10 protein-coding genes are annotated in these 14,066 nt (G+C 41.9%); 3 read left to right on the top strand and 7 right to left on the bottom strand.

Features of this window, described 5'->3' with window-relative positions; translation table 11 throughout:
* The first annotated feature begins 585 nt into the window (after positions 1–585).
* Complete coding sequence (locus tag BACINT_RS05910; protein WP_007661357.1) at positions 586–1,221, top strand: DUF6266 family protein; 636 nt, start codon at positions 586–588, stop codon at positions 1,219–1,221.
* Here the strand turns inward: BACINT_RS05910 and BACINT_RS05905 are convergent.
* The 3 genes from BACINT_RS05905 to BACINT_RS05895 all read right to left on the bottom strand — a co-directional run bounded on the left by BACINT_RS05905 (position 1,208) and on the right by BACINT_RS05895 (position 6,181).
* Positions 1,208–1,909, bottom strand: a complete 702-nt coding sequence (locus BACINT_RS05905; RefSeq protein ID WP_007661356.1) for a DNA alkylation repair protein — start codon at positions 1,907–1,909, stop codon at positions 1,208–1,210. The genes BACINT_RS05910 and BACINT_RS05905 overlap by 14 nt on opposite strands.
* A 48-nt stretch (positions 1,910–1,957) precedes the next feature.
* Positions 1,958–3,952, bottom strand: a complete 1,995-nt coding sequence (locus BACINT_RS05900) for a tetratricopeptide repeat-containing sensor histidine kinase (protein ID WP_007661355.1) — start codon at positions 3,950–3,952, stop codon at positions 1,958–1,960.
* Between the two features lie 270 nt (positions 3,953–4,222).
* A complete protein-coding gene (locus BACINT_RS05895) occupies positions 4,223–6,181 on the bottom strand; it encodes a sialate O-acetylesterase (protein ID WP_007661350.1) in 1,959 nt (652 codons plus the stop codon).
* 202 nt (positions 6,182–6,383) lie between these two features.
* Between BACINT_RS05895 and BACINT_RS05890 the strand changes: the two genes are divergently transcribed.
* Positions 6,384–7,616, top strand: coding sequence for a nucleoside recognition domain-containing protein (locus BACINT_RS05890; RefSeq protein ID WP_007661349.1), 1,233 nt, complete (start codon positions 6,384–6,386; stop codon positions 7,614–7,616).
* A gap of 26 nt (positions 7,617–7,642) precedes the next feature.
* Positions 7,643–8,053: an rRNA maturation RNase YbeY gene (gene ybeY, locus BACINT_RS05885; RefSeq protein WP_007661345.1), complete on the top strand. Its 411-nt coding sequence runs from the start codon at positions 7,643–7,645 to the stop codon at positions 8,051–8,053.
* Positions 8,054–8,163: 110 nt separating this feature from the next.
* Here ybeY and BACINT_RS05880 read toward each other — a convergent pair whose 3' ends face one another.
* The 4 genes from BACINT_RS05880 to BACINT_RS05865 all read right to left on the bottom strand — a co-directional run bounded on the left by BACINT_RS05880 (position 8,164) and on the right by BACINT_RS05865 (position 14,056).
* The gene (locus BACINT_RS05880) at positions 8,164–10,185 is read right to left on the bottom strand and encodes a hypothetical protein (RefSeq protein ID WP_007661343.1); all 2,022 of its coding nucleotides are present in this window, start codon (positions 10,183–10,185) and stop codon (positions 8,164–8,166) included.
* Between the two features lie 22 nt (positions 10,186–10,207).
* Complete coding sequence (locus BACINT_RS05875; RefSeq protein ID WP_310591115.1) at positions 10,208–11,134, bottom strand: family 43 glycosylhydrolase; 927 nt, start codon at positions 11,132–11,134, stop codon at positions 10,208–10,210.
* Between the two features lie 64 nt (positions 11,135–11,198).
* Positions 11,199–12,230 (bottom strand): family 43 glycosylhydrolase, encoded by a 1,032-nt coding sequence (locus tag BACINT_RS05870; RefSeq protein WP_007661341.1) that lies wholly within the window; start codon positions 12,228–12,230, stop codon positions 11,199–11,201.
* A gap of 2 nt (positions 12,231–12,232) precedes the next feature.
* The gene (locus tag BACINT_RS05865) at positions 12,233–14,056 is read right to left on the bottom strand and encodes a RagB/SusD family nutrient uptake outer membrane protein (protein ID WP_007661340.1); all 1,824 of its coding nucleotides are present in this window, start codon (positions 14,054–14,056) and stop codon (positions 12,233–12,235) included.
* Positions 14,057–14,066 lie beyond the last annotated feature (10 nt).

The raw sequence follows: 14,066 nt of genomic DNA, 5'->3' as shown, positions 1-14,066 counted from the left end.
CTCAAGTGGACGTTCCCGTTGCCGTATCTTCTTATAGATTTCAAATTTGCGAGATTTGAGACTAGAAGATAACGTTCGTAAACGTCTTTCTATTACAATAATAAAAACCTCCCCCTAACCCACCGGCTAGCTGAGATTGTGACAAAGTTAAGAGGTTTCAGTGTACATGCCAAATTATTCAGGATGTTTTTAATGCCATTTTTTTACCGTATAGTATCCGTTTAGGTCCTCATAGCCATCCGGATAACCATAAAAAAGAAATATCCGGGCCGTACCTACTCCCTACTTACTCCTTACCTACTCCCTACCTACTCCTTCTTATTATATAGGGAGAAGGTAAGACGTAACCCTGTCTGATACCGGTAATATTTATGCCGAAACACCGCATCACATACATTCTCTCCGTATATTCATGAATTCTTGAAAACAAACTCCACAAATCAAAAGAAAAAGAAAAAGTTTATTCATACCTTTGCGATGCAGCACCCCTTCAAGAGCAATGCATGAAGAATAAGAAAAGCCACATCCAGACTTCTCTCTCCCTTCACAAACAACAAAATATAAATAACTAAAAATTAAACCATCATGGGAAAAATTAAAAAAGGAGTTTTCGGCGAATTCACAGGAAAAGTAGGAAATCTGGTAGGATGTACATGGAAAGGGATACCTTATATGCGTACCCGTCCTGCCAACATGACCAACCCACGCACCGAAAAGCAACAGGGACAACGGAGCAAATTTCAGGTGGCACTCAACTTCCTCAGAACAATTACTCCCTTTCTACGCATCGGATACCGGGAATTCGCAGAAAGACAGACTGCTTTCAACGCTGCCATGTCCTATGTGATGAAAAATGCCCTCGCAGACAGTGAGCAGGGATTAGAAATTGACTATAACAAAGTGTTGGTGTCACACGGAAGCCTGACACAAGCATCCGATACAACAGTAAGCACCGAAGGCAGCAAAGCCCTCTTTACCTGGAAAGATAATAGCGGACAAGGGAATGCAATGAGTACAGATGCAGCCATGCTATTAGTGTACAACCAAGAGAAGGCCTTAGCTGTTTATGATACATCAGCAGCTATGCGCTCGGATGGCAACGCCGAACTAGAGCTTCCTAAAGACTGGAAAAACGATACTTTGATTGCCTACCTGGGCTTTTGCAGCACAAACGATAAAAGTGTGGCCAACAGTATATGTCAGCCTATTACCGTTGCATAAATTGTTTTCGTTCTTCTTCCGGAAATTTTTCTATCGCATAGCGCAACATCGTGCGGGGCATCAGTTTACAATGCTTTTCAAGGAACTGCACCAATAAGTCCTTGTCCCGCTTCCCCATTTCCCGCAACATCCAGCCTACAGCCTTTCGCATCAGGTCATGACGAGTATGCAAAAAGTGTTCAGAAAGAGCAATAATATCGATGAAATCGTCGTTTTTAATTAGTGTATAGGTGGAAACCACTGCTATGCGCTGATCCCAAAGTAAATCGCTATCGGCCAAACGATAGAGGACATCACGAGGCTTATCTTTCAGATATTCGCCCACAATGCCCGGAGCGGAAAGGTCAACCAAATCCCAGTTATTGATGCGGGCAGTCTGTGTCAGATAAAAGTTGAATATTTCTTTTTTGTCCTTTTCATCGCACTTTTTAAAGCGTTCCACCAACATCAGCAAGGCACACAGGCGGCATTCATGCCATTCACTTTGCAGCAATTCTACCATTACCTCGAACGGTGCATCCTTATGACGCTTCGCCACAATACGAGTGTTAGGAACTACGATACCCAGAAATTTATCGCCTTCTCCGTATTGTCCCTTTCCGGTTTTGAAGAAATTAGGAAGGTATTCCCGCTTCACAGGATCAATGTATTGCTCCAGTTCTTGCTGGATTTCCTTTGCTGTCTGCATTTTCTTTAATTTAGTAGAGCACAAAAATACCGTTTTTCATTTTATTCTTCACATTGACACACAGAAAATAAAGCGGGTACCTTGGGTATATTCTCTATCTATAATCAGAAAACCTCCCAACCTTTCTGCAACAATACGACAGATAGATAAGCCCAGTCCCGCTCCCTGGCTAAAGTTATCCAGCTTAACGAAACGTTCAAATACATGTTCTTGCTCGTCAATGGGAATACCTATTCCGGTATCCGTAACCGTAAAAATCAGTTGATTCGTCTCTTTTTTTACTTCATAAGCCAATGTAACAGAACCTTCATGAGTAAATTTCGATGCATTACTCAACAGGTTATCAAGCACCTGTACTATATAGTTATAATTACTATTTATGATCAGTTCATCGCAAGCCGGTTTAAAAATAAGTTTTGTATCCGGAGAAAATAAAGTCCCTGCCGCATCTATTGAGGCTTGGCAACAAGCATTGACATCAACTGCATTGTGCTTAATTTCAACCTCACTATCAAGAATAGAAATGTCAAGAATATCACCTACCAACTTTAACAACAACTTACTATTACTTTCTATCAATGCCACATATTGCCCGATGTCTTCTTTATCGTCAAGCATATCGACTAATACTCCGGAGAATCCGACAATGGAGTTCAGGGGAGTACGAATTTCATGGGACATATTCTGAATAAACATTGTTTTCAGCCAATTACTCTGTTCTGCAACTTCCTTGGCCTTGCGCAATTCTTCTTTGGCTTCAATCAATATACGATTCTTTTCATCCAACTTATCCCTTGATTTTTCTAATTTGGCATTGAGTTTTCTCTGTTGCCACAAGAAGACAATAACGACACACAAAATTCCGATAACAGAGAAAAGAATGATACGGGTATTTTGAAGTTGCTTCTCTTGAGAAATCTTTTCCAACCGTCCCTTTTCAGCAGTAAGTTGTTGCAGATTCAGCATAGTAGCAAATTCACCGGTAGCAACTTCTTCGTTCCTTTCTTTCTCCTTCTTCTGTTCCAAGAGAAAGTCACGGTATAATCCGGCAGCCTCTTCTTTACGGTTCATATCCCAAAGAATATCCGCCTTCGTTTTTCTCAGCTGCATCAAAGTGGCTAAATTATTTTTCCTCTTTAACTCAGTTTCCCGCTCATCCAGTACGTTAAGAGCTTTCTGGTAATTGCCGACTTTCCAGTCATAATCAATTTCCACATCATACAAATAGTGTATATGGCGTTTCAGAGAAGGCTCATCCGCATACATTTGCCTACATTTCTCTAATGCCTGACGGGCAGCCACCGTATCACCCTGCGCAAGATAAAGTGATACATAAACCAAATTTGCCGTCACTGCATGATAGGGAGACTTGACTGCCTTAAGTGCTTTTTTAAGTAATTCGGGAGCTTTTTCTTCCTCACCCAGATCAATGTATATTTTTGCGGCATCACTGTACTGACAGGATATATTATATCTTACGACATCGGTATTCTCAAAAATATCTATCTCCTTAAGCATGAATTCCTGAGATTTTTTCATTAAACCTTTCGCCGCATAGACATTGGCTAATGCATAATAACACTCAGCAATACTTTCTTGCTTTCCCTCCTTTTTTGCCTCCTGCAACATCTTTTCCGCTTCAAGAAGAGCAATATTATATTCCCCCTGTATGATATAATAATTAACCAGTCTGGCAGCCCATGCCCAATAATAAAGTTCAGCGTTCCCAACACTCCGGGCAAATCTCTTTAAACGATTGACTCCAGCTATGACACTATCTGTACGATTCTCACCTTGACCATAATAATAATAGTCTAACTTAGCTCCCAAAGCTATTTTAGACATTACTGTATCATTGCATCTGATTGCCATATCCAGCAGTGTATCCGATGCCGTCAGCACTATGGGATCAGTCGGATCACTAAAATGCTTTTTATAGTAAGCATGCATATTTTTGATATGGGTAGAATCCACCGTTTGGGCAAAGACAGTTCCTAAAACCAATTGCAGAAAAACACAGGCAAGAATCGTTTTTTTCATCATAATCTATTTGTCTGTTGTATATTATAGGATGATAAAGATATATCTTATACATGAAATAAAATATCACCTTATCCTGCAAAGTATAGGAATTGACTATTTTTATCCTTTCATTGTATATAATAAACATTTTTTATACATAAAAAGCAAGTTAGTGGATTATGATTCACTTTCATAATATCTATAAACAAGCTGTATTAAAAGAAACTCCGCTTATTATCAATAATTTACAATTGACAATAAACGGAGTCTTTATTATACTAAACGAATAAATTATTTCTGCGTAACTCCTTTCCAATCATCTGTACGGAAAGGTGAAGCCGGAAGGCCAGCACCATTATATAAATTACAAACCGGATTATCGGCCCATCCATAGCGAACAGCAACGGGATATAATACCTCCGGAGAACTTACCACAATCTTATCGCCTTGTATTTCTGCTTTTGCCCAGTGGAATTTATGATCACGTCCGGCAATAGAAAAACCTTGTAATGCTTTTCCGTCACCACTCTTTAAACCACCTTCAGTATGGTCGAAAGAAAGGATGATCTTATCTCCATCTACCTCATAGGAGTGGTACATAGGGCCTGAATAAGGTATTTGCTCTCCATAGGTCTTGGCACGGGCTATCAATGCCAAACGATGACCAACTGCCTGTTTATCCTTGGGGTGAATATCATTTGCTTCGCCTTTATCTATGATTACCGCCATACCTGTATTTGCCACAGACAATGTACGGGTTTGTGCTTCGCGAAGTTCCGCCCAATCAGAATCAACCGGTTCCGGAGATACAGGTTTAAAATTGGCTAACTGTACAAAGTAGAACGGAAAATCCTTGCCCCAATCTTTACGCCAGTTCTCAATGACTAACGGGAAAAGTTCACGGTATTGGTAAGCACGTGAAGCGTTGTTTTCTCCCTGATACCAGATAGCTCCACGAATACCGTAAGGCACTAATGGGTGGATCATCGCATTATACAAAGATGTCGGCAGATTAGGATTCTCGGACATGTCTTTGGGAGGCATTCCCTCTTTACGGGCATCAGCCGCCACTTGATATTTCCACTCTCCTGCAAGGCTAATTTGCTCTCCATTGGCAGAACGAAGATAAAGATCGTTCGGCATGCCGCAACCACCGCCTGTATCTACAATACGAATGGCAAGACTCAGTTGTCCGGCTTTGACTAATTTACCGGGAACGGTATAATTACGCTGAATAGTATAACCAGTAGTGCGTCCTACTTCCTGACCATTCCAATACGTTATATCATTATCATCGATAGTTCCTAATATCAATTGAACCTTTTTACCTGCCCAGGATGCAGGAATATCAACGGTCCGGCGGAGCCAGATTAGTCCGTCAAAGCCATTAAGCCCCTGCTCCTCCACCATACCGGGAAATTTCATTTTTGCCCAGTTACTATCATCCAAAGAAACTTCTGCCCGTACCGGTTTCCCGGCAGCAAAACCTTCATCCACACGATTATTCCAAGCTTCCAGAGTTTTCAGATATTCCGCTTTCATCGCAGTTTTATCAGGCATGGCACGAACTTCCTCTACTACATTGCTAAAGTCCGGCATCTCTTGCAGCACTTTCCCACTTATCCAGGATTCTACATTTGTTCCTCCCCAGGAAGTATGAATCAGTCCCACAGGCACATTCTGCTTTTCAGAGATTTCACGACCAAAGAAATAGGCAGTAGCCGAGAAATTAGGAATAGTTTGCGGCGAACATACTTGCCAGCCATTATCACGGACTTTGATATCGGACTCCGGTTGGGTACTCGTCACATGTTCTACATGTAATAAACGGATATTGGGGTGATCAGCTGCAGAAACCTCTTTCTTATAGTTCATAATCTTTCCCCAACCTTCCAGAGGCATTTCCATATTAGATTGTCCGGAACATATCCAGACTTCACCAATCATTACATTTTTTAATACTAGTTTCTGTCCGTCGGTCAGCGTAAGTTCATAGGGTCCACCCGCTTCGGGGGTGCGGACAGAAAGTTTCCATTTACCCTCTTTGTCAGCCTGTGTCTCATACGTCTTTCCATCCCAGGAAGTTGTTACTTTCACCGTTTTCATCGGCTTAGCTTCACCCCATATAGGAGCATCTGCCTGCTGCTGCAGCACCATATTATCCGAGAACATCGGTGGCAATACAACCTTGGCAGAGATCGCACCGGATAACATCAGTAAAGCTGCAAATAAAATACATTTGTTTCTCATATTATTTAATTATTGATTTAAACAGAGGCATTGTAAACAGCCGTTTTATAGTATACAACCGCTTCAATGTCAGAAAGCAAAGATAACCAGAATTTCATATTTGAAATAGCGTTATTGCCCTAATAAATGCAATAATCTTTCCATTTATCATGCTGAATGGAAAGATATTCCTACTTTTGCACGAAAATCAACGCATTATTTTATGGTTTTAAATTACATTTGGGTAGCATTCTTTGTAATTGCTTTCATTGTGGCACTCATCAAGCTTCTGTTTATGGGCAACACTGAAATTTTTACAGAGCTTGTCAACTCTACATTTACTTCCTCAAAAACGGCTTTCGAAATATCTTTGGGACTGACTGGTATTCTTTCACTCTGGCTGGGTATTATGAAGATTGGCGAACAAAGCGGTATGATTAATGCATTATCCCGCTGGTTAAGCCCTGTTTTCTGCCGCCTCTTCCCCGAAATACCAAAAGGACATCCTGCTATGGGTTCTATCTTTATGAACCTGTCAGCCAATATGCTGGGGCTCGATAATGCTGCGACCCCGATGGGATTGAAAGCTATGAAAGAACTTCAAGAACTGAACCCCCGGAAGGATACGGCGACTAATCCGATGGTTATGTTCCTGGTGCTCAATACTTCCGGATTGATACTAATCCCAATCAGTATTATGATGTATCGCGCACAAATGGGTGCTACACAACCTACTGATATATTTATCCCAATATTGATAACATCTGCTATCTCCACTCTTGTAGGAGTAATTGCGGTCAGTATCGCACAACGCATTAACCTTATCAATAAGCCTATTCTTATCCTCATTGGTTGTATCAGCCTTTTCTTTGCCGGATTGATTTACCTGTTTATGCGACTCGGTCGGGAAGAAATCGGTACATACTCCACATTGATTGCCAATATTATTCTGTTCAGTATCATCCTACTCTTCATTGTATGGGGATTATGGAAGAAAATAAATGTATATGACGCTTTTGTGGAAGGCGCCAAAGAAGGATTTGCCACTGCCGTTCGCATCATTCCCTATTTGGTAGCATTTCTGGTGGGTATTGCCGTATTCCGAACTTCCGGTGCAATGGATATGTTAGTAAGCGGCATCGGCTATGTAGTGGGATTGTTCGGCGTAGATACCAGCTTTGTAGGTGCTTTACCAACTGCTCTGATGAAATCGCTGAGTGGTAGTGGAGCCAACGGATTAATGATCGATACTATGAAAGAATATGGTGCGGACTCTTTTGTAGGACGTATGAGTTGTGTAGCCCGTGGTGCCTCAGACACTACGTTTTATATTTTGGCAGTTTATTTCGGTAGTGTGGGTATCACCAAAACACGCAATGCTGTCACCTGCGGACTAATAGCGGACTTGGCAGGTATCCTTGCCGCCATCATCATCAGTTACATATTCTTCTTTTGATTTTTAATTCTTAATTCTTAATTGATATGGTTTCTTATCAGACAGACGGTGTAGAAATGCCCGCCATCAAAAAAAGCAAGACAACGGAATGGATTAAGGCCGTTGCCGCAACTTATGAAAAAAGAGTCGGTGAAATCGCCTATATTTTCTGTTCCGATGAAAAGATACTTGAGGTAAACCGTCATTATCTGCAACATGACTATTACACCGATATTATCACTTTCGACTATTGTGAAGGCAATCGCCTTAGTGGAGATTTATTTATTAGCCTTGATACGGTACGCACAAATGCGGAGCAGTTCGGCAGCGATTACGAAACAGAACTGCACCGCGTTATTATTCATGGCATATTGCACCTATGCGGGATTAACGATAAAGGTCCTGGAGAACGTGAAATAATGGAAGAAGCAGAAAACAGGGCTCTGGCTATGCGATAAAAAGATCAAGACAGCATTCCTGTATCAGGATATAACATAAAAAACATCTCCGTTTATTCAGAACACATTATCTGATTAAACGGAGATGTTTTTTATATTGAATCAAAATTCTATTTCAATAAGAACTTCTCTGCACGTCCTGGTGAAAATAGCTCCCACAGCGAAGCAACCGTCCAGCCCGGAGCAAAGATATCATTGTAATATCCCTTACCATTACGACCGTAATCCCAGTTCGTGTGTTGGACAACCTCAGGGTAATAACCTACTTTGGAAACACCACACATATGACCCTCATAGGGAAGCAATTGACGCATGGAAGTGGAAATAACCTCAGCAAAGTCTGAGAAACGAGCCTCATTGAACTCCTTGGAAAGCCAATGTAACACATCAGCAAACTCGAAAATAAACACATCAATATGGTTATTCTCAACAGACACATTACCCCAGCCACGAGTCTTCAAACCGATATCACCCAACATCTGACCCTCGGCAAAGGGAACATCCCAGGTGTAATACCAGGACAAGGCGAAATAAGCAGCCTTCCTGCAAAGTTCGGCATAGTGCGCACGCTCCGCACCTTTAGTAACCAGAGCAAGGTAATAAGTGGCAGTAGCAGCATAAAGGGAAGCTTCCTTATCCTCACAATTAGCATCCAAAGTGGAAGAGAAATAATCGGATTTAGAGATAAGCTCATTCTCCAGATAATTAACTGTACGTTTGGCACTCTCCAGGTAACGCTTGTCCTTGAAATACTTGTAGGCCATTACCAGAGGCAAAGTAGCCGAAGGAGTACTGCCACCGGTACCGTCTACGATAGAGAAATCATCCTTGAACTTACGGGGGAAGCTACCGTCAGTATTCTGAAGACGGAGGAAACTGTCCAGAATTACCTTCAGACGTTTCTCCCATTCGGGATGTTTACGCTTGTATTGCTTCTCGTAAGCCAGATAATTCAAAATGGCATACACGCCCTCCGATTGGCGGCGGATACTGAGCTTAGGCTCTTTAAAATCACGGTTATAATGGACAACCTCATTGAAAAAGCCCGCAGGAGAGAAACCGTTTGAAAGATAAGTATCAAAGATACTGTTAGCACTGTTCACAAGTTCAGGACGGTTCTGCTGGAAACCGTATTCCAATGCATTGAAAGCATTTAGCAATGTACGGCCCACAAAACCGACTTCAGCAACATCAGTACTGGCACAGGTGGCTGTCTTCAGCTCAACGCCCGAATAGTAATGGGTAGGAGTAGTATTCACATAACTCTCTACAAAGAAGTTGCTCAGAACATCTTTCATACGATCCACTGTATAGGGGGTATTGACCGGTTGGGGACGGTTCGTGTCATAGCAATACTCCCAGGTACGTTGCACGCACTCGGAGAAGTCGGCAGCAGCAATCTCAGACAGTTCCCAGGTCAGGGTAATGCTATCACCCTTGCGAAGCAGCTGGAAAGCCTCAACGGAAGGGGCAAGAGTCAGTTTACGGATATAAGTCTTGGGAGCTTCCTTATAAGGGAAACCATAGGAAAGGACAGTCATGCCACCTATGTTCTCGAAACCGGTATAGCCGATGGAAGTCTCACCGGAGACAATGACCTCGCCTTCTTTGTGAGTAGCCAAAGCCTCCTTGTCAAACTTGTCAATACGGATGACTGACATGGACTTGCCTTTACTTGAATTGAAGGCGGCAGTCAGAGGACTACTCAGACGGTCTTCGCGTACCAGCCAGCTATCAGAGGTATGGAAAGAAGGGGCCTTTTCGGGAGAACGAAGATTCTGGCGGTACCAGAAACCGGGCATATAGAACTGGCAATCGGAATGACGGTATCCGGTGTTTATTTGCTCGCCATAATTGAAATAAACAGTATCCAAGGCCGTGATGACAACGTTAATACGCTGCTTGCCATCTTTATCAACTACCTGACGGGTAATAACCAATGGTAACTGCTCGGAAGACTGGCAGGTATACACACCGTCCTGCTGCTTCTGGAGAGTCAGTGAATAGTGCCGGGCGTCATTGCCCGGAACTTTTAAAGAAATGGAAACATTCTCAGGAGTATAATTTGCTGCTCCTATATTTGCAATGCCCGCAGAAAGCATTATCCCTAAAAACAATCTTTTTAACCTCATATTCAATCTTCATTTTACTATTCTACATTTCAGGTCTTTCAGCTTCTATCGACGGAGAATTGCCGGTCACTGATGGCCATCCGTCTTTCCAATTCACCTTATCCATCAGCAACATACGTCCTTCGGGATTTTTAGTACTCACCGCATGATAGAACATCCAGTCATTACCTGCTTTATCCGTTACAATCTCTGAATTATGCCCGGTACCTACAAAAGCATCATTCTTATGAATCAGTACTTCATGGTGGTTATCCAGCATCTTCTTACCACTCTTATCAACATAAGGTCCAAAAAGCTTCTTCGAACGGCCTACAACTGTAGTATAAGTGCTCTTCAATCCTTCGCAACAAGTACCTATGGATGCAAAGAAATAATAATAGCCATCTTTTTTATGAATATATGTTCCTTCATAGGCTGTCCCCGCTACCTGACGGAGTTTAGCACCTTTCTTTATAGAAAGTCCATCATCCGACAATTCAATACCATAAATTCCACGGAAACTACCCCAGAAGAGATATTTCTTTCCTCCATCCTCTATATAGAAAGGATCTATGGAATTCTGTACATTGATTTCATTGCTACGGAACATTTTCCCATGATCCTTAAAAGGACCTTCAGGCTTATCGGCAGTAGCACATCCGATGCCACAGGTCCACTCGCCTCCCCAAACGGACATGGAATAATAAAGTACATATTTATCTCCTATTTTATTGATATCAGGAGCCCATAATCCTCCTTTGGGTTCAAAGTCCGGACGAGTGCTTTTAGTAAAAGCAGTACCCACATATTCCCACTCCACTAAGTCTTTCGAACGATGAATAGGCAAGTTTCGAATATCTTCGGTGGCATACAGGTAATAGTAACCATCCTCTCCTTTGATAATAGAAGGATCAGGCAAACTATAGTTTATAACCGGATTCTGATAGCTCTTGACGGGCTTTTTCGCCATAAGCAAACAGCTTATGGCGAGAAAAGCTCCTATTAACAATATTTTCTGCATATATTCACTATTACTATTTACAAACCGGTGCTTCTGCTTCGGTAGATGGACTATTACCAGCAATTACCGGCCAATCATTCTCCCAAACAATCCGGTCGATCATCAGATAACGTCCTTTGCTTGGAGTGTGTCTGTCATAACTGTGATACAACATCCACTCATTACCTTCGCTATCCGTCACAATCTCCGAATTATGGCCAGGACCTACAAAGCGATCATTAGCTCTGATAAGAACCTCATATTTATTATCAAGCATTGATTCTCCATTCTTATTCACGTACGGGCCTAAGAAGGAAGTAGAACGTCCGACAACAGTAGTATACGTACTCAACATAGAGTTACAGCACGAACCTACAGATGCAAACATATAGTAATAATCACCACGCTTATGTATGTAAGGTGCTTCAAAAGCAGTACCCGCAACCTGTACTCTTTCTTTCTTTGCAGTTGCAAGGTCGGGATATACTCTTGTTCCGTCAGCATTCAATTTTACTGCATAAAGACCATTAAAACTGCCCCAAACCAGCCATTTTTGTCCATTGTCCTCAAAAAAGCAAGGATCGATAGAGTTTCTTACATTAATCTCATTTGAAGTAAATAACTTACCCTTTCCATCAACAGATATATCCAATGAGAAGGGACCTTCGGGAGAATCTGCAGAAGCAATTCCAATGCCAGCAGATGCAGGTTTACCCATAGCAGACATAGCATAATACAGAATGTATTTATCACCAATCTTCTCAATGTCCGGAGCCCATACTGCCGCACCAGATTCAGTAACAAACGAAGGTTTCTTCTCAAACATTTTACCACCATCTGTCCAATGGATCAAATCTGTTGATTTGCGGATTACAGATGTGTTGGTAGCATATACATAGAACGAATGATCGTTTTCTTTCCAAACTGTCGGATCAGCCGCACTGTAGTTAGTCAGCGGGTTTGAATAAGGGTTGTTATAAACCGGCTTTTTATTATTATCATCATCCGAACAGGATGCCAAGGCTCCTGTCAGAGCCAAGGCAAACAATATATATTTACTTCTCATAATCAATTATTATATCTTTTTTCAAGTTCTTCTACAGGAATATTATCTTCATAACCATCGTAACCGTAGTTCTGATTGATACGACCTTGAGTGTTGGATTCTATAGCATTACGCGGAACAGGCCACAACACATGATATGGTTTCATGATAAAGGCATTGGTTGAATAATAGTATTCCGTTGCAAAGAAATTATTCTTTTCCATGATACGGTCATAATACCAGTTCTTTTCAGAGAAGTTATCAAGAGAATATCCATCTATACCCTTTTCTGCTTTCAGGAAAGCAATACGAGTCAACTCGGACTTACGATGGTCTTCCAAGAACAATTCCCTGGCTCTTTCATCCAGAATATCTTCCAATGTAACAGATGAAAGTTCCGGTGCATTCACACGACGACGGATTGTATTCACATCCTCAGTAGCCAGATCATTCTTACCCAACCACCAGTAAGCTTCAGCTCTGTTCAGGTAAGTCTCGGCAAGGCGGAAAATATACTGGTCTGTGAAACCACCTACAGGAACTTTACCTCCTGCATTTGGATCATCTTTGTCAATCAGAACCTTCACAATCGGGAAAGAGAAGTAACAACGCATGGTATCCGTACAGTAAGCAGGATCCACCGGTTGGCCGAAGTATTTGCTACTACCCCCTTTTGAAGCCGGCAAATTATATTTGATACGTGATTTATCGAACCAGTTATTGGAGTTATGACGCATATCGTCACCACAATCTTTCCACAACTCATATTGTGCATAGTTGGTAGGACGTATCTTGGCAAGACCTCTACCCAGCTCTTCCAATTGTTCGTACCCATCGTAGATACCCGAAGCGTCCGTTGTCCCATTCTTTCCGTCCGGTGTCTTCACTTTGCTTCCGGCATGCCACTGCGGCACGAAATTACGTTTACGCTTTGAGCCACTTGGAGAAGAACATCCATCCAAACCATAAATTTCCTGACCGATCATGATACCTTCCTTGTTCTCAACAATACTGATATTTTCTTCCTGGAACAAGTCATTATAAACATCTTTGCTCTTATCATCCGCATTAATACCGAAACGTTCGGTCATCAAGTGCAATCCATAATCGTTAATACAACGGGTTGTTGCGTCTACTGCCTGTTGGAAGTCACCCGTAGCCAGACATATCTTAGCCAGTAGATGTTCACCTGCTGCTCTACTCACAGCACCGCGGATCACATCTTTAGGTAACCATTGTATGGCATATTCCATATCTTTCTTGATATTAGCCAAGATCGTTTTACGGGAAACAGTATTAAAGTCCAGCTTTGCACCGGTAATTTCTTCTCCGATCCAAGGTATATCTCCAAATTGGTTAGTCAGCAGATAATACCAGTAAGCACGGTGAAAATACCCTTCGGCAAGACAAGCATTTCTGTCTTCTTCCGAAGCCATACCATCAGCTTCCGGGGCACGGGTAATGACTGTATTAGCATACTTGATACCATTCCAGCCGAAAACCCAATAACGCAAGTGCAGATACATATTGGTAGTAGGAGTCAGCTGAGTCACCATATTATGGATTTCCTTCGTCTCAGGGCCACCCATTACAGCCAGGTCAGACCAAGCATATTCATACACAGAATAGGTTTCACAGTTTCCAGAATTGAAAGCATCTCCGAACCATTCAAAGTTCATTTGTTTACGACAAAGGCGAAGCATGGTTTCTAAACCAGCTTTATCCACAAAAGTGTTCTCCGGCGTCAGAAAGGACATCGCTTTCGGTTCAAGATCAACACAAGCAGAAAGACCGGCAGCTATCAGGCAGGTTGCCAGACCTTTTAGTATATATTTCTTTGTTTTCATTTGAATATCT

Source organism: Bacteroides intestinalis DSM 17393 (genome assembly GCF_000172175.1).
Taxonomy (GTDB): domain Bacteria; phylum Bacteroidota; class Bacteroidia; order Bacteroidales; family Bacteroidaceae; genus Bacteroides; species Bacteroides intestinalis.
The sequence above is the reverse complement of the archived record's forward strand: the minus strand, read 5'-3'. Positions and strand labels throughout refer to the sequence as shown.